Annotated in this window: 9 protein-coding genes; 3 read left to right on the top strand and 6 right to left on the bottom strand. The window is 65.0% G+C overall.

The features are described from left to right. The first annotated feature begins 386 nt into the window (after window positions 1–386). Window positions 387–1,793, top strand: a complete 1,407-nt coding sequence (locus BraRD5C2_RS24280; RefSeq protein WP_223972217.1) for a peroxidase family protein — start codon at window positions 387–389, stop codon at window positions 1,791–1,793. Window positions 1,794–2,130: 337 nt separating this feature from the next. On the opposite strand, the gene BraRD5C2_RS24275 is transcribed toward BraRD5C2_RS24280, so the two are convergent. From BraRD5C2_RS24275 to BraRD5C2_RS39430, 5 genes are all read right to left on the bottom strand, one after another. After that, the gene (locus BraRD5C2_RS24275; protein ID WP_223972216.1) at window positions 2,131–4,242 is read right to left on the bottom strand and encodes an acetate--CoA ligase family protein; all 2,112 of its coding nucleotides are present in this window, start codon (window positions 4,240–4,242) and stop codon (window positions 2,131–2,133) included. A gap of 268 nt (window positions 4,243–4,510) precedes the next feature. Then, window positions 4,511–5,266, bottom strand: coding sequence for a hypothetical protein (locus tag BraRD5C2_RS24270; protein WP_223972215.1), 756 nt, complete (start codon window positions 5,264–5,266; stop codon window positions 4,511–4,513). 3 nt (window positions 5,267–5,269) lie between these two features. Continuing rightward, a complete protein-coding gene (locus BraRD5C2_RS24265) occupies window positions 5,270–6,064 on the bottom strand; it encodes an enoyl-CoA hydratase (RefSeq protein WP_223972214.1) in 795 nt (264 codons plus the stop codon). Window positions 6,065–6,188: 124 nt separating this feature from the next. Next, entirely contained in the window at window positions 6,189–7,394 is a 1,206-nt protein-coding gene (locus BraRD5C2_RS24260; RefSeq protein ID WP_223972213.1) for an ABC transporter substrate-binding protein, read from the bottom strand. A 159-nt stretch (window positions 7,395–7,553) separates the two neighbouring features. Further along, entirely contained in the window at window positions 7,554–15,050 is a 7,497-nt protein-coding gene (locus BraRD5C2_RS39430) for an Ig-like domain-containing protein (RefSeq protein WP_263009987.1), read from the bottom strand. 489 nt (window positions 15,051–15,539) lie between these two features. Here BraRD5C2_RS39430 and BraRD5C2_RS24235 point away from each other — a divergent pair, with 489 nt between their 5' ends. Then, a complete protein-coding gene (locus BraRD5C2_RS24235) occupies window positions 15,540–16,283 on the top strand; it encodes a thermonuclease family protein (protein ID WP_223972208.1) in 744 nt (247 codons plus the stop codon). Window positions 16,284–16,337: 54 nt separating this feature from the next. Then, a complete protein-coding gene (locus tag BraRD5C2_RS24230) occupies window positions 16,338–17,831 on the top strand; it encodes a M48 family metalloprotease (RefSeq protein WP_223972206.1) in 1,494 nt (497 codons plus the stop codon). 189 nt (window positions 17,832–18,020) lie between these two features. Here BraRD5C2_RS24230 and BraRD5C2_RS24225 read toward each other — a convergent pair whose 3' ends face one another. Beyond that, window positions 18,021–18,422, bottom strand: a complete 402-nt coding sequence (locus BraRD5C2_RS24225; protein ID WP_223972204.1) for a c-type cytochrome — start codon at window positions 18,420–18,422, stop codon at window positions 18,021–18,023. Window positions 18,423–18,530 lie beyond the last annotated feature (108 nt).

Raw genomic sequence — 18,530 nt, 5'->3', positions numbered from 1 at the left:
ATTCCGGCCCCATCGCTTTGCGATGTCCCGGAATGACGAAAGTTGACTAACCCCTCGGCACCACCAGCGCATCGACCATCGTCACGCCCTGCCCCTCCGGATGGCATCAGCACGGGATTAACCTCAATCTCGGCGATGCATGCACACGCGTGATCGTCGGCCAATCCATTCACACGATCATGAGTGGTATTATATATTCATGCGACTCCTGAGAGATAATTCACATTTGAAGTCCGCTACCGGCCGTACAGTCCGACATTGGGCGCTCCGTATTCATCACAGCATGGAGCAACGCAATGACTGCCAAGCATTCCGTTCCCGTTCGCGGGCTGTCCACAACGGCCAGTTCGCCGCTTTTTCAGGGTCGGTTCGGTCGCATGTTCCGCATGGAGCCAGCGACATTTGGAAAGACCGACACCGACGCGCAGAACGCGCTTGCCAAGCTTGCGAAGGCGATGACGTCGTCCCCCGACGATCCGAAGGACGGACGCGACGACGAGGAGAGCGGGATCCCCGCGCTCTATACGTATTTCGGCCAGTTCATCGACCACGACCTGACATTCGACCCGAACAGCTCACTGCAGAAGCGCAACGATCCGGATGCGTTGACCGACTACCGGACGCCTGCATTCGATCTTGACTGCATCTACGGCCGCGGCCCGGACGACCAGCCCTATCTGTATGACGGCAGCAACGGCTTCCTGCTCGGCAACCCGATACATGGCGCCAACGACCCGGACGCCCACGACCTCCCGAGGAACGGAGCGCCGGTGAAACGCGCCCTGATCGGCGATCCGCGCAACGACGAAAACACGATCGTCTCGCAGTTGCAGGGCCTGTTTCATCGCTTTCACAATGCGATGCTGAAGCGGCACCCCGACGCCGAATTCTCCGACCTGCAACGGATCGTGCGACACTACTACCAGTATATCGTGCTGTACGACTTCCTGCCGCGGATCGTCGATCACGGCGTGCTCGACCAGCTCAAGACCGGCGGACGATATGACCAGTCGAAGCTGAAATACTTCCACTGGAAGAACGAGCCCTTCATGCCCGTGGAGTTCTCGGTTGCGGGCTATCGGCTCGGTCATTCGATGATCCGGCCGGGATACCGTTTGAACGACGGCGTCCTGCTTCCGATCTTTCCGAGCGGCCAGAACAAGGAAGGCTTGACCGGCTTCCGCGAGATGAACCCGGCCTGGGCCATCGACTGGGGCCGCTTCATCGACATCGACACGCGCGACTATGACGGCGACGACGCGGTCAAGGCCAAGCGGCTGCAGTTCGCCTATCGCATCGATACTGCGCTGGTCAATCCGCTGGCGAATCTACCACCCGCGGTCGCTTCCAACCCGTCGGTGCTTGCGGAGCGCAACCTGCTGCGTGGCTGGCGGCTGGGCCTGCCGTCGGGCCAGGACATCGCCTACGCGATGGGCGTTCAGCCGCTCAACGACGAGGAGATTCTGATCGGTCAGGGCGTGGACAAGCCCGACACCCCACTGCCGAACATCCTCTCGGTGGATCCGGTCTTCCGCAAGAATTGTCCGTTGTGGACCTACATACTCGCCGAGGCGATGCATCACGCGGTGAAAGTGAAAATTCCGGTCAAATCGGACGTCGAGGTGACGACGCCGCGGCTCGGACCGGTCGGCGGGCGGATCGTCGCGGAAGTCTTCGTCGGGCTGATGTTCGGTGACAACAGCTCGATCCTCAACATGAACAAGAACTGGTTCCCCGGATCCGGCCCCAATTTCGCGCTGAAGGACCTCGTCCGGATCGCTCTCGGAAAATAGCTTCGGGGGCCGGGTAAGCCCGTTCGTCATCCTATAGCCGCCGCGTCCCCCTGCGCGGCGGCCTTGATATTTACGTCGTCGACCAAACCGCGACTTCACGGAGCGGCGAACTCCTCCCTTCTCCCCTTGTGGGAGAAGGTGGCGCGCAGCGCCGGATGAGGGGTTTGCATCCGCGGAAATCAGACCCCTCGTGTGCGCCGCTCTCTCAACACGGTCGTCCCGGCGAAAGCTGGGACCCATAACCACCGAACTGAGTTGTAAGAGAAGCCGACGCCGCTTGTGCCTCTTTCTTCGGCCGCGGCGTATGGGTCCCGGCCTTCGCCGGGACGACACCTAGTTATTTCGGCACCACCAGCGCATCGACGATCGTCACGCCCTGCCCCTCCGGGTGCACCAGCACGGGATTGACCTCGATCTCGGCGATTTCGCTGCGGTGCTGCGCTGCCAGCACTGAAATCTGCGAAATCAGCTGCGCCAGCGCCACGACATCGGCTTTCGGCGCGCCGCGGAAGCCGTGCAGCAGCGGCGCGGCTTTCAGGGTCTCCAGCATCGCGGTCGCCTCAGGCGGACTCACCGGCGCCGGACGATAGATCACGTCCTTGAACAGCTCGGTCGTAATGCCGCCGAGCCCCACCATCACCATCGGCCCGAAGGTCGCGTCCGTCATGGTGCCGACGATGATCTCGACGCCCTTCTTGGCCATCGGCCCGACCAGCACGCCTTGGATTTTTGCTTCAGGTCGCTGCTGCTGCACGCTCTCCAGCACGTCGCGATAGGCGGTGAACGCCGCGCCCTTGGCGGCGATGTTGACGCGGACGCCGCCGACCTCACTCTTGTGCGCGATGTCAGGCGACTGAATCTTCATGACCAGCGGAAATCCGGCCCGCTCGATCGCCGCGTCGAGCCCGTCGCGGTCGGTCACCAGCACCTCGTTCGGCAATGCGATGCCGGCCGCGCGCAGCAGCGCCTTGCTGTCATGTTCGGACAACGTCTTCGCCGTGAGATGCGCGGAGAGATCGTGCGTCCGCGAGGCCGATGCCGCCATCTCGGGGGCGGGCTTGAAGGCGGCATAATCCGCCAACCGCCGCATCGCGACGCCGACATGGGTCAATCCCGAGAGCACCACCACGCCCGAGTTCGCGAGCTCCTGCCGCGCGAATGGCGACGGCAGCGTATAGGAATAGAACACCACCGGCTTGTTCTGCGCCGCGATCAGAGGCTTCAGCTCGGCTTCCTTGAACGGCATCCGCGTCTCGCTCGACAGCGACAGCACGACCAGGGTCGCATCCACTTCATCTGACGCGTCGAACAGCTCGATGCTCTTCTGCAAGCCGCCGGAGGAGACGCCCTGCGCGGTGACGTCGACCGGATTGCCCGCCGCGCCATAGGACGGCATCCATTGCTTGATCTGGCTCTGAATCGTGGCCGAGAGCTCCGGCACACGCAGGCCTTGCATCGACACCGTATCGGCGCCCCAGATGCCGGCACCGCCGGACACCGTCAGCACCGCGACGCGGTCGCCCTTCGGCAGCGGATTGGTGGTCAACACGGCCGCAATCGTCACCGCCTCGTCGAGGTCGTTGGAGACGATGAAGCCATATTTCGCGAACACCGCGTCATAGGCCGCCGACCAGCCGGCCATGCTCGCGGTGTGCGAGGCCGCCGCGCGTTCTCCGGCGCCGGAACGGCCCACTTTAGTGACGATGATGGGCTTCCTGAGCTCTGCCGCGCGCTTCGCCGCTGCCAAAAACTTGTCGACGTCGCGGATGCCCTCGATGAACAGCAGGATCACGTCGGTCGCGGGATCCTGCACCATGTAGTCGAGGAATTCGCCGGCGCCGAGATCGCTCTCATTGCCGGCGCTGACGACGTAGCTGAGCGCGACACCGAGCGCCTTGGCGCGATGATAGATCGCAAAGCCGATGCCGCCGCTCTGCGCGACGATGCCAATCCGCCGCTTGGTCGCGACCAGCGCCGGCGCGTCCGGCTTGACGTCGACGGTCGGGCTGAAGGTCGCGGCGACCTTCTGCACCTGGCTGTAGAATCCTTCCGCATTCGGACCACTGATCCGCATCCCGGTCCGCTTCGCCAGCGCCACGATCGCGTCCTGCATCGCTGCGCTGTCGCCGCCCTCCTCGGCAAAGCCCGACGAGATGATGACGGCGTTCCTGACGCCGACGGCCGCGCATTGCTCCAGCGCCGGCAGCACAGCACGCGCGGGAATGACGATGACCGCGAGATCGATCGGCGCGCCGATCTCGGCGATCGACTTGAAGCATTTCAAGCCGTCGATCTCGTCATAGTTCGGATTGATCGGATAGAGCCCGCCCGGATAGCCGTTTTTGCGCAGCATCGCGAGCAGCCGCCCGGGAATCTTCTCGTGATCGCGCGAGGCGCCGATCAGCGCGATGCTCTTTGGGGCGAAGAAGGAATCGAGCGGATGCGGCATGGGGGCGTTCCGGTTGTTGTTGTTATCAGCCACGATATTGGATGGCGGCCGCTCGCTCAATCTTTCCCCGTCATCCTGAGGAGGCCGCATCGCGGCCGTCTCGCAGGATGAATCGGCCCGGTCGGTGGCCATGCATCCTTCGAGACGCGCTACGCGCTCCTCAGGATGACGGAATAGCGAACGCGTAGCCCGGATGGAGCGCAGCGCAATCCGGGGCGGTCCATCCACGGACGGAGTGGCCCCGGATTTCGCTTCGCTGCATCCGGGCTCAGGCCGTCAACTTGAGCGTCACGCCGCAAAGCTGGAACTCATCGCCCTTCACGGCACAGCCTCTGGCTTTCGCGGCATCCAGCACCTTGGCCTTGTCGGCAACCTTGAACGTCAAGCCGCTCATGATCTCGCTCTCGCCCTTGATGAAGCGGAAGGTCGCGTTCGGCAGCTTCACCACGGCGCCATTAGCGGGAATGCCGACGATGCTGCCCCAATGCGCCGCCAGCGCTTGCGGCTCGGGGCTCTGCATCTTGACCTCGGTCAGCGCCAAAGTCGTGTCCTTGCGGATCGACTTCTGCCAGTCCGGGCCGGCCGGCGGATATGGCCCAAGAATATCATCGCTGCCGTCGGTGTGGTTGAACTCGATGAAGGCAGCGCGGCAGTCGCGCGGGTGCAGCTGCACGCCGTGGTAGGGCGCGTGCGTGATCACGTTCGCGGTCCGCACCCCCATCGCATTGGCCTTGGCGCCCCGCGTGTCGGGATCCTCGCAGCAGAAGATCGCCATGTAGCCGCCGCGGCCGCCGGTCTTCTCGATGAAGCGTCCGGCCGCGGTGCCCGGTCCCGGCTGGAACGGCGATACCACTTCCAGCAGGATGGTATCGACCGGCAGCAGTGCGTTCTCGAGGCCGTATTTCGCGACGTTGCCGTCGCGGTAGCAGACATCGAGGCCCATGATCGCGGAGATATCCGCGATCACGGGCGCAAGCTGTGGTGCCACCAGGCAGATCTGCCGTAGCCGCATATATTCGGCCATGGTTTACTGCCCCTGGAAAGTGGGCTTGCGCTTCTCGACGAAGGCCTTGGCCGCTTCCTTGTGGTCGGTGGTCTCGCCGGCTCGGGTGTGATGGATCGCCTCGCCGTCGAAGCAGGCTTCCAGCGTCATCGTCTCGGCATTGTTGATGTTGCGCTTGATGTAGCCGAGCGCCACCGACGGCCCCTGCGCAAGCGACCGCGCCAGCTCCAGCGTCTCGGCCTCGACGTCGGCATCGGGCACCACCTTGGAGACCATGCCGAGGTTATAGGCTTCCTGCGCCGACAGCACCGGCGACATCATGTAGAGTTCGCGCGCCTTGGCGCTGCCGAGCATCTTGGTCAGAAAATACGTTCCGCCGTAGTCGCCGGAGAAACCGACCTTGGCAAAGGCGGTGGTGATCTTGCAGGAGGCGCTAGCGACGCGCAGATCGCACGACAGTGCGATCGAGAGCCCAGCACCGGCCGCCGCACCGTCGAGCTGCGCCACTACGGGCTTCGGCATCGTGTGCAGGATGCGCGAGACCTCCATGCCGCGGCGCAGATTGGCCATCTTGGCCTCGAACGGCAGCGGCGCGCGGCCTTCGGCCATCGACTTGACGTCACCGCCGACGCAGAAGGTGCCGCCGGCGCCGCGGATCAGCACCGCACGCACCTCGGTATCGTCCTGTGCCCGCCGCGCCGCCTCGACAAGGCCGCGTGTCATGTCGGGATTGAGCGCATTGCGCCGATCCGGACGGTTCATGGTGATGGTGAGCAGGCCCTGGTCGAGGGATTGGAGAACCATCTGATTATCGCTCATGGCGTTTTGCCTTTCGTTGTTGTTGGTTGTCTCAGCGTCATTCCGGGGCGATGCGCAGCATCGAACCCGGAATCTCGAGATTCCGGGTCTGGTCCTTCGGACCATCCCGGAATGACGCTTCGCGTCACTTCTTCACCAGCGGGCAGCGCGACTCCGACAGCGGCTGGAACGCCTGGTCGCCCGGCACGGTCGCGAGCAGCTTGTAATCATCCCAGCGGCCCCTCGACTCCGAGGGCTTCTTGACCTCGAACAGATACATGTCGTGCACCATGCGGCCGTCCTCACGGATCTTGCCGTTCTTGGCGAACATGTCGTTGATCGGCGTCTCCTTCATCGCCTTCATGACGGCAGCTGCATCGGTGGTGCCGGCAGCTTTCACCGCCTGCAGGTAATGCGTCACGGAGGAGTAGACGCCGGCCTGCGCCGAGGTCGGCACCCGCTTGGTGCGCTCCATGAAGCGTTTGGTGAAGGCGCGGGTGTCGTCATTGAGGTCCCAATAGAAGGCTTCCGCAAGCAGAAGCCCCTGCGCGGTCTCGAGCCCGACGCTGTCGATGTCGGTCACGAAAGCGAGAAGCGGCGAGATCTTCTGGCCACCCTTGGTGATGCCGAACTCGGCACCCTGCTTGATCGCGTTGATGGTGTCGCCGCCGGCATTGGCGAGCCCGATCACCTTGGCCTTCGAAGCCTGCGCCTGCAGCAAGAAGGAGGAGAAGTCCGAGGTGTTGATCGGATGCCGCACGCTGCCGAGCACCTTGCCGCCCGACTTCACCACGACATTGCTGGTATCTTTTTCGAGGTCCTGGCCGAACGCGTAGTCCGCGGTCAGGAAGAACCAGGTGTCGAGGCCGGATTTCACCGCGGCAAGGCCGGTCACATTGGCCTGCGCGAAGGTGTCGAACACGTAGTGCACGGTATAGGGGCCGCAGGCCTCGTTGGAGAGGCGGATCGAACCCGGGCCGTTGAACATGATGATCTTGCCGCGGGCCTTGGCGATTTCGCCAGCAGCCAGCGCAGTCGCGGACGCCGCGACGTCAAAAATCATCTCGACGCCCTGGTTGTCGATCATGTCGCGGGCGATGTTGGCGGCAAGGTCGGCCTTGTTGAGGTGGTCGCCGACCACGATCTCGACCTTGCGGCCGAGCACCGTGCCGCCGAAATCCTCTACCGCCATCTTGGCGGCGGTTTCGCTGCCCGAACCGGTGATGTCGGCATAGAGGCTCGACATATCGAGGATGCCGCCGAGCTTCAGCGGAGGCTTGTCCTGCGCCAGCGACGCATTCGCCGAGATCGCAAACACACAGGCCAACACGCCGGCCAAAACCCGTCTCATTCAGATCCTCCCTTGAAGAACGGACCTCATTCCATCAGGTCCGTGTCGATGGCCGGATCATGCCGCATGGCCCGCACTGCAGCAAGCCGCAGCGACAGCAATCTGTTTTCCGCTAAGCGGAATGATGCGCCGCGCCGACCATTTCTCAGCGTGACGCGATCAGAGATGGAAGTCGGAAACGGTCTGATAGGGCGTCCCTGCCGGCAGCCCGAGAAACAGGTACTGCATGCCATATTGTCCGGCGAACGCCGACGCCACAGTGTCCATGATGACGTGACCGCCCAGATCCAGATGCAGTTCCGGGCGGGTGATCGGCCCGAGCGTGTAGGCCGGCGCGATGGTTTCGTTGATGTGCAGCGCGTCGAAGGCGGCGGACACCGCCGACAGCGAGGCCGCATTGCCGGCCAGGTCGACGACGCTTGAGCCATTGGCGGCGAAGCCGGTCACGGAGAGCGATGCGGCACGATTCGTCGACGACACGATGTGATCGAACACCAGCTTCGAGGGATCGCCGAGCAGCGCGGTTGCCGCAGCATCGTAGATCGCGCTGCCGCCGTCGTTCAGCGTCAGGAGCGGCGTGCCGTTGACGACGTGAACCGCCTCGTTGAAGCCGACGGTCAGCTGCACCAGCGAGCCCGTCGCCGCAACGCCGCCGGACGGGGTTGCCGTGATTCCGGTGAGATGGGGCGCAACGGTATCGAGGGTAAAGGTCAGGCTCGACGACGTGCTGACATTGCCGGCGGCGTCGACCTCCTGCACCGTCACGGTGTGCACGCCATCAGTTGTGAAGACCGGCGCCATCGCCGAAAAACTCGACGCGCCGTCGGCCTTGAAGCGCAGCGTGTCGGCCGCATCCGACATGGCATAGTCGATCAGCGGATTGTTGGTGATGTGGTCGGCACCCGAGAAGCCGGTGTCCTGGTGCAACGAAAGCAGCGGTGCCGCCGGCGGCTTGGTGTCGCCGGTGAAGTTGACCGCGTTGCTCGCACCACCGGCATTGCCGGCGATGTCAGTGTAACTCGACGCGGTGACGGACAGATCGGCCGACAGATGGTCGGTGATTTCGGCGGTGAAGACCGCGGTGTAGATATCATGGCCTGCGCCGTTGACGCCGACATGGACGAGGCTGCCGAGCAGTCCGCCATGGACGGCGATATCGCCGAGCCCGAAGCCCGCGACCGCCTCGGAGAAGGTGAATGTCATCAGCGCCGCGTCGCCCGCGTGCAGCACGGTATGGTCGGCTGCGACCGACACCGTCGGCGAATGCGTGTCGCCACCGATCGCAGCGGTATTGCTCGCCGCGCCGGCATTGCCGGCGTCGTCGGTATAGCTCGAACCCGTGACCCGGATCGAACCCGCCAGGACATCGTTGATATCGGGCGCGAAGGTCGCGGTGTAGACGTCCTGGCCTGACACGTTGAGCCCGACATGGACCAGATTGGTCAGCACGCCGCCGGCGACGACGGTATCGCCGAGCGTGAAGCCGGCGACATGCTCGGAGAAGGTGAAGGTGACAACCGAGTTCTGGCCGGCCAGCAGCGTGCTCGGGCTCGCCGCAACCGACACCGTCGGCGCCTTGGTATCGCCGGTGAAACTGACGGTGTTGCTGGCCGCGCCGGCGTTGCCGGCGACGTCGGTGTAGCTCCATGCCGTGACCTGCACCGAGCCCGCTTCGGCGTTGCTCTCGTCCGGCGTGAAAGTCGCGGTGTAGACGTCCTGGCCTGACGCGTTGACGCCGACATGGACCAGATGGCCCAGCGCCCCGCCATGCACGGCCACGTCAGCGAGTGCGAAGCTCGCAATCTGTTCGGAGAAAGTGAACGTCACCACCGCGGTCTGCCCCGCCAGCAACGCGTTGCGGTCCGCCGCGATCGACACCGTCGGCGCCAGCGTATCGCCGCCGATCGTGGCGGTGTTGCTCGCCGCGCCGGCATTGCCGGCCAGATCGCTGTAGCTGGACGCATTGACTTTCACCGAGCCGGTTTCGGTGTCGCTGACGTCAGGCGTGAAGGTCGCGGTGTAGACATCGTGACCGGAGCTGTTGAGCCCGACATGCACGAGATGGCTCAGCGCGCCGCCATGGACGGTGGTGCCGCCGAGGGTGAAGTTCGCGACGGCCTCCGAGAAGGTGAAGGTCGCAACCGAGAGGTCGCCGGCCAGCACCGCGTCCGGATTGAGCGTGACGGAGACGGTCGGCGCCAGCGTATCGCCGGCGAAGGTCACCGTATTGCTGACCGCGCCCGCATTGCCGGCCGTATCGCTATAACCTGACGCGTTGACCTGCACCGAGCCTGCTTCGGCATTGGTGACATCAGGTGTGAAGGTCGCGGTGTAGATATCCTGGCCGGCGCCGTTGACGCCGACATGGACAAGGCTGCCCAGCGTGCCGCCGCTGACGCTGACATCGCCCAGCGCGAAGCTCGCGACAGTCTCGGAGAAAGTGAAGGTGACGGTGGACGTCTGACCTGCGAGCAGCGTGCCGTGGTCAGCCGAAACCGCCACCGTTGGCGCCTTGGTGTCGCCGGTGAAGTTGATCGTGTTGCTCGACGAGCCGGAATTGCCGGCGACGTCGGTATAGCTCGGCGCGTTGACCTGGACCGAACCCGCTTCAGTGTTGCTCACATCGGGTGTGAAGGTCGCGGTATAGACGTCATGGCCGGCCCCATCGACGCCGACATGGACAAGGTTACCCAACGCGCCGCCGCTGACGCTGACATCGCCCCGCCCGAAGCCGGCGACGGCCTCGGAAAAGGTGAAGGTGACGAGCGCGTGATCGCCGGCGGTGAGCGTGCTGTGGTCGGCGACGACCTGCACCGTCGGCGCCTTGGTGTCACCTGCGAAGGTGATAGCGCTGCTTGCCGCGCCGGCATTGCCGGCGATGTCGGTATAGCTCGATACGTTGAGCTGCACCGAGCCTGCCTCGGAGTTGGTCACATCGGGCGTGAATGTCGCCGTGTAGATGTCCTGGTGCGAGGCATTGAGGCCGACATGGACGAGGTTGCTCAGCGCGCCGCCGCTCACGGTGGTATCAGTCAGCACGAAGCCGGCGACCGCCTCGGAGAAGGTGAAGGTGACGGTCGAGGTCTGTCCGGCCAGCAGCGAGCTCGGCGTCGCGGCAACCGACACGGTCGGCGCGACCCCGTCGATCACCAGATGCAGATCGGCCGCTGCATGGGTGACGTCGGCGTCCTGGCCGCCGGGATCCTTGATCGAGCCGCCATTGAGCGAGAGGCTCTGCACTTGAAGGTCCGACGTGCTGTCGCCGGCCTGTACGGTGTAGCTGAACACCAGCGCCTGTGAGCCGCTGCCGCTGACATAGATCGCGGCCTTGCCGTCATTGAGCAGCAGCTCCGGTACACCCGTCACGCTCACCGTGTTGCTGAAATTGACCGTGATGGTGACGACCTTGCCGGTGTTCAGTGTCGCGAGGTGACCGGTGGTGTCCGATGTGACAGAGGCGATGCTCGCCTGTGACCTGAGCTCGAGATGCGGCGAGGCCGAGCCGTCGTAGCCGAGGCTCAACGAGTTGGCGGTGGCGCCTGCGCCAAAGGTCAGATGCAGCGATGCGAGCGTCACCCCGCCGCTGCTCTTCACCACGAGTACGCCGTTCGCATAGGACAGCGTGGCCGTCGCATCATAGGCGATGTTGCCGAAGTCGATCGTATCGCCGCCGGAAAAGCCTGTGATCGATGTACCGAACGACGCCCCGGAGAATGCAGCGGCATCGAGCACGAGCTTCTCGGTGCTGCCGTCGGTGAAGGCGATCGCGCCCGTTCCCGCCGCGCCGCTCGCCGCGAGCTCGAGGATCGAGCCCTTGATAACCGTGCCGCCCGAATAGGTGTTGTGCGCCGACAGCACCAGCCGGCCGCCGCCGGTTACCTCGACATCGCCCGGGCTCGCGCCATCGGAGATGACGCCGCTCTGGGTGACGGTCTCGCCGGCTGCGACATTGAAGACCGGATCGCCCGCGACCGTGATGTTGCGGGTGTGCGTGAAGCCGTCCGTGAAGCTGATGCCGGTGCCGTCACCTAGCGTCAGCATGTTGGTGACCGCGCCGAGATTGACGTTAGCGGAGATCGATACCCTTGTGCCGGCGCCGCTGAGAGCGGTGTTGCCCGTATAGCTGTTGTTGCCGCCGAGAATGACGGTGCCGCCACCGCTGATGAGGAGGCCGCCGACGCCGGTATTGGCGCCGGTGCCGCCATTGCCGCTCTGGTCCGCGATGTCGTTGGCGATAGTCAGCGTCTGGCCGCTGCCAGGTGCGAAGCTGAGATTGCTGTTCCCCTGGATGAAGATGCCGGAGCCAATGCCCGAGCCGCTGGTCTGGCCACTGCCATTGGCGCCGCCGGCAACGGCGTTGAAACTCGAATCGTTCGAGAGCGAGCCGCCCTTGACGGTCAGTGAGCCGCCTTGCTGAACGAAGACCGTGCCGCCAGCGCCAAGGCCGCCACCGCCACCCGCCGTGCCATCACCGCCGCCGAAGCCGCCGAGCCCGCTGACGCCACCACCGCCGCCGAAGCCGCCATTGCCGCCATAGCCGCCGCCACCACCGAAACCGCCATTGCCGAACGCCCCGCCGCCACCGCCGTAGCCACCATTGCCGCCGTCGATTGCGTTGCCGCCGCCGACGCCGCCGCCGGTGCCGTGTGCGCGATTATTGTTGCCGAAGAAGCCACCCGCGCCGCCGCCGCCGCCATTGGCGCCGCCCGTTCCGCCATACCAGTAAAGAAGGGTCCCGCTTCCGTATGGGATCAGGTAGCCGTCGACTCCCTTGCCACCCCCTGGGGCGCCGGGGACGATGCCAGCGGACCCGTTCTGAAACGCAGCGGAGTTCGCACCCTGGGCGTGAAGACCGATGCCGCCACCGCTGCTGTTTCCGCCTTGGCCCCCCATGCCGCCACCGCCGCCGAAGCCGTCGATGTTGACGTTGCTCGCGGTACTTCCGGTTCCGCCGTTACCGCCGATCGCGGCACTGTTGTGAAACACGACATTGTCGATCGTGACGCTGCCGTTTGACGAGACGAACAGCGCGCCGCCGAGCCCGGCACCACCGCCGCCGCCGCCCTGGATGACGCCGCCGCCGGCAGCCACCGTGTTCTGGATGGTCAGGTTCTCGAGATTGACATTGCCGGCATAGACGAAGAAGCCGCGCTGTGCATTGAGGCCGTCGATCGTGTGCGTGCCTCCGTGGCCATCGCTGCCGTTGATCGTGACGCTCGATCCGCTCAGCAGATTCAGCGCGTACAGTTCCGACGTCAAACTGAAGTTGGCGGTGATGTTGATCGTATAACTGGCATTCGCCGCGGCGTTAACCCCGCTGGAATCCATCTGCAGGATGGCGGCGTTGAGTTCGGCGACATTGGAGGCATTGAAGACGCGGGTCGACACGACCTGCACGATCGTTCCACCGTTCGCATCCTGCGAGAGCTGGAAGCTGGTGCCGGAGCCGACCCCGGCAAGGGTCAGCGTATCGGTCGTGGTGCCGTTCGAGATCGAGAGCGTATTGCCGGACAGACTAACCGTATTGAGCGACGGATTCTGGGTGTTGTACTGCAACCCGGTCAGGTCGATGAACTGGCCGGGATTGAAGTTCGCAATCGTGTTGGCGAACGCATTGCCGGTCAGCGCGGCGTTGTCGATCTTCAGCGTCCCGACGATTCCTGAGGTAAACGCGATGTTGCCGGTCCCGGCGGCGCCGGCCGCGGTGAGCCACACCGTGCCGGAATAGATCGTCGTGTTGCCGTAGCTGTTGGCGGCATGGCCAAGCACCAACGTGCCGCCGCCGTCGATGCCGAGATTGCCGCTGCCGGTGACGAGGGCAGTGTCGGTGACGGTTGACCCATTCGCAATCGCCAGTATCGAATTGCCGCTGATCGAGAGCGTGTCGTCGAAAGTGCCGCTCGATGTCAGCGAGAGATGCGCGCCGCTCAGGCCGAACGTGCCGGTCAACCCTGCGAGCTGACCCATCCCGAGCTGCAATGTCCCGGCGCCCGATAGGATGAACGTGCCGGCGCCGCTGATCGAGCCGGTGTCGGCGATGGTGCCGGACGAGATGTCGAAAGTGCCGCCATTGGCGGTGACCTGAATGTCGTGCGTGAAAGTATAGCCGCCGGTCGTGGTCAGCGTGCCGCCGTTGAGGATCAACGCGCCGGCCGAGCCGCCGATGTTGTTGTCGGTGGTGATAGAGAGGGTGTTGCCACCGTCGATCTGGGTGCCGCCGACATAGCTGCTCGCACCCGTCAGCGTCAGCGTGCCGCCGCCGGAGACGAGCACCTTTCCGGTCGTGCCGTTGCCGCTGATGCCACGCTCGTCAGCGATCGAGTCGGCGATCGTGAGCGTCGTGACGGTTTGCAGGCCCTGCGAGAAGGTGGGGACGGTGTGCGTCGGGGTGACGACCATCGTACCCTGGATGAAGATATCGCCATGGGCGGAGCCGTTGCCCGCGCCGTTGGCGCCGGTGCCACCGGTCTCGGTCGCGCCCGACAACGTGCCGCCGATGATGGTGAGCTTGCCGCCCTGCTGAACGAAGATGTTACCGCCGGCACCCAATCCGCCGCCACCGCCGCCGCCGAGCGAGCCATCGCCCGCGCCGAAGCCGCCGCTGCCCGGTGTGCCGTTCGAACCGCCGCCGCCGCCGCCAAAGCCGCCATTGCCGCCGGTATGCGCATATCCGCTGCCGTTGCCCGAGCCGCCGCCACCGCCGGCGAAACCACCATTGCCGCCGGCATAGATGCCGCCGCCGCCACCGCCACCCACGCCGCCGGCGCCGCCATAGCCGATGATGTTGCCCGAGGGGCCGCCGCCGACCGAGTTGCCACCGCCGATGCCGCCGCCGCCACCACCGACGCCGCCGCCACCACCGCCACCGCTCGCACCGCCACCAGCATGCGCGCCATAGCCGATGCCGCCGTAATTGTCGGCGCCCTGTCCACCGCCCGCCGCGCCTTCGATCGTCGCGGGCGTGCCGCCCGCGCCGCTCGCGCCGGTCGAGGGGTGCTGGGTGTCGGAGCCAGCCTCGCTATAACCATTGCCGCCATTGCCGTGATAGCCGTAGTAGTCTTGGCCGCCGAAGCCGCCGCCCCCACCGCCGCCGCCATTGCCGCTGCCGCCGTCGGCACCGATGCCGCCGCCACCACCGCCGCCGCCAGCCGGATCGACCGCGCCGCCGTTACCGCCCTTGGCGGTATTGCTGCCGAAATTGACGTTGTTCAGCGTGACGTTGGCGTTCTGCCCGACGAACAGGCCGCCGCCGAGGCCCGCACCACCGCCGCCGCCGCCGACCCCGCCATTGCCGCCGCTTGCCACGGCGTTGATGATGGAGAGGTTCTTGAACGTCACCGTGCCTGATGTGACGACGAAGCCTTGGTAGCCGCGCGCGTCGATGACGTCGCTGTAGTCCTGACCGCCGAGCTGGTTGTTGTAGTCGGAGTTGCCGTCGAAGGTGAGCGTCGAGCCGTTCATCAGATTGATGGCCGGCAGATCGTCCAGCAATTGCAGCGTGCGCGCGCCGGACGAGAGCGAGAAGTTGATGACGTAATCGGTGTTGGTCGCGGCGAGACCGCCGCCGACGCTGATCGCGGAGATTGCGGCGTAGAGCTGGGTGTAATCGTGGACGGGATCGCTGGTCGTCAGCGTGAGAACAACTGGGTTCGACACAAGGACCTCGGCAATATGCGCGAACGACCGCGATCGGTCGCTGTTTCCAAAAATTTCTGAATAGTTATCTTGCGCCGCAAGCCATTGGCAACAATAACGAATTCTCATTCCGCGCACGGAGTTGAGATGGTCAATGGGTAAGGTTGACGCGCGCGAGGACCGCGTTGCGCAGGCTCAAACGCCGATCTTCTTCACGACAGGGGACATACGAGACGCATTCGTCCCGCAGCGGCCATGCGTTGATGTGAAACTGAGGCCCCATGCCTGCGCGCGATGAGAAGCGCTGCAAGAAATTGATCGGCAATGCGTCCCCGAATCACGGTCGGCCCCGCCCGATGTCGTCTCGCTTCGCCTGTGGCTCGGCGACGATGTTTCCGTCAAACTGTCCTCGCTGGCGACCACGATCCGAATGGAGCGTGCCGGAGTGACGAGAGCAGCATGACGCCTCCACGCGATAGAGCATGGCAACACCGTCCGCGTGCAGTGGCGATGACAGCGTACGCGCTTGCGATCGTCGCCTGCATCGGACGCGCCGAAGCGGCCGGATGCAATTTCGAGATTCAGGGCGAAGGTCGCGTCGCGGCTGTGGTCGATGCGCGCAGCCTGCGGCTCGACGACGGCCGCGAGGTCAAACTCGCCGGCATCGAGGTGGCGGACCGGGCGAAGACCACCACAGTGCTGTCGGCGCTGCTGGTCGGCCGCGAGGTGACGCTGCGCGGGCAGGACGACACGCCGGACCGCTACGGCCGCCAGCCGGCCTACGCATTCCTCGAAGGCCGCGAACTCCCCGTGCAGAGTGAACTGCTGCGCCAGGGCCTCGCGCTGGTGTCGTCCGAGATCGCCGACAAGGACTGCGCCACGGCGCTAATGGCGGCGGAGGCCGAGGCACGGGCCGCCCGATCGGGAACCTGGGCCGAGTCCGCCGTCATAAAAAACGCCGAAAGTCCGGACGATATTTTGGCCGGGATTGGGCGCTTTACCGTGGTCGAGGGCCGGGTTTTGTCCGTGCGCCAGGCGGGGGCGACGACCTACCTGAATTTCGGCCGAAACTGGACACGGGACTTTGCTCTGACTATTTCAAGGCGCATAGTCCCTGCGTTTGAGGCGGCTGGCCTTGCGCCCAAGTCTCTAGAAAATCGTAGGATTCGTGTCCGAGGTTGGGTGGAAGCACGACGTGGGCCGCGAATCGAATTGCTCCGGGTGGGGCAGATTGAAGTGCTCGGCGGGAACTAGGGGCCCACAGGCCACGGCTCGGCCGAGTCACGGGACAAGTTGTGGGTTTTTGACGTGATTGTGCGCGCTGGACCGCGTGAAGATGGAACTGGCCGCCGGCTTTCGGCTGCGCCGGCGCTCGTCTGCGCGGCCCTGACACTGTCGGCGTGCGGCAATGTCGGCCGGTTCGAGCAGGTCGCGCCGACCGCAGCGGCGGCGCCGGTGAAGCCGAACCGGGTGGTGCAGCAGACGCCCAACAGCGAGCGCGAGCACGAGCGCATCCTGTCGTCCTATGGCGGCGCCTATGACGACCCGAAGCTCGAGGCCCTGATCGGCAAGACCGTCGACCGGCTGGTCGCCGCGTCCGAACGGCCCGACCAGGCCTACAAGGTCACGATCCTCAACTCCGGCGCGGTGAATGCCTTCGCGCTGCCGACCGGTCAGCTCTACGTCACGCGCGGTCTCATCGCGCTCGCCAGCGACACCTCCGAACTCTCCTCGGTGCTGAGCCACGAGATGGCGCATGTCTTGGCCAAGCATGCCGCGATGCGCGAGGACCAGGCGCGCCAGGCGGCGGTGGTGACGCGCGTCGTCACCGACATGAGCACCGATCCCGATCTGACGGCGCTGGCGCTCGCCAAGACCAAGCTGACGATGGCGAGCTTCTCGCGGCAGCAGGAGTTCGAGGCCGACGGCATCGGCGTCGGGATCGCCGCGCGCGCGCATTTCGATCCCTACGGCGCGTCACGCTTCCTGACCGCGATGGAGCGCAATGCCGCGCTCAAGATCGGCAAGACCGCGCTCGATCCGCGTGCGCAGGATTTCACCTCGTCGCATCCGGCAACGCCGGAGCGAATCTCCAATGCGCAGACCACCGCGCGGCAATACTCATCGCCCGAGAGCAACGAGCGTGACCGCGAGACCTATCTCGCCGCGATCGACAACATCGTCTATGGCGAGGATCCCAGCGAAGGTTTTGTGCGCGGCCGCCGCTTCCTGCATCCCAAGCTCGGCTTCACCTTCACCGCGCCGGAGAATTTCACGCTCGACAACACCGCGCAGGCGGTGATCGGCGTCCGCGAGGGCGGCAGCCAGGCGATGCGCTTCGACGTGGTGCGGGTGCCGGCCGAGCAGTCCCTCGGCGACTATCTGAATTCCGGCTGGATGGAAGGCGTCGAGAAGTCCTCGACCGAGGATCTCAACATCAACGGCTTTCCGGCGGCATCGGCCACCGCGCATGGCGACCAGTGGCAGTTCAAGGTCTACGCGCTGCGCTTCGGCAGCGACGTCTATCGTTTCATCTTCGCCGCCAAGCAGAAATCCACCGAGAGCGAGCGCAACGCGCGCGAGACCGTCAATTCATTCCGTCGCCTGACCCTTGACGAGATCCAGGCCGCGCGCCCGCTGCGCATCAAGGTCATCAACGTGCAGCCCGGCGACACCGTGGAATCGCTGTCGCACCGCATGGCCGGCATCGATCACCCGGCCGAGCGCTTCCGCGTGCTCAACGGCCTCGACGCCCACGCCCAGGTGAAGCCGCGCGACCGCGTCAAGATCGTGGTGGATTGAGGCTGCGAGCGTCGCGCTCGCGTCACGCGACCGCTGTCGTCCCGGCGAAGGCCGGAACCCATAATCACTGTCATTCATTGTTGGAAGAAGCTGGGGCCACAGCGCGCTCGAACAACGCAGCCCTGTGGTTATGGGTCCCGGCCTTCGCCGGGACGACGGGTGGAGAGTTTGGTGCGATTGCGGTAGCCCCTACTTCGCCTTCTCCTTGAGGAAGGCGATGATGTCGGCGCGATCCTTCGGATCCTGAACCTCGTAAAACATCTTGGTGCCCGGCACCATCGCGTCGGGACCGGTCAGCCATTTGTCGAGATTGGCCTCGGTCCAGACGATCTTCGAGTTCTTCAGCGCCGGCGAGTAATTGTAGCCCGCGACCGAACCGGCAACGCGGCCCACCACCCCCTTGTGCATCGGACCGACGTCGTTCTTCTCGATCGAATGGCAATCGCCGCAGCCCTGGTAGAGCGTGGCCCCGCGCGACGCATCGCCCGCCGCACGGGCGCTGTTCAACGCGAGCAGGATCGCGATGGCCACCATCGCGGCGATCTTGGCGTGCCGCGGCGCCAGCGCGCCTGCGATCGAACGAATGGTCATTCCGGGGTCTCCTGTTTTGCCACCACAACAGGAGCAGCCAGGTCGCCATTCTATTCCCTGAAATTTCGCCCACCCGCTGGACACCAGCCGCATCGATCGCCGAGAATG

The organism is Bradyrhizobium sp. RD5-C2 (assembly GCF_019972155.1).
Lineage (GTDB): Bacteria > Pseudomonadota > Alphaproteobacteria > Rhizobiales > Xanthobacteraceae > Bradyrhizobium.
This window is presented reverse-complemented; position numbering and strand designations above follow the sequence as displayed.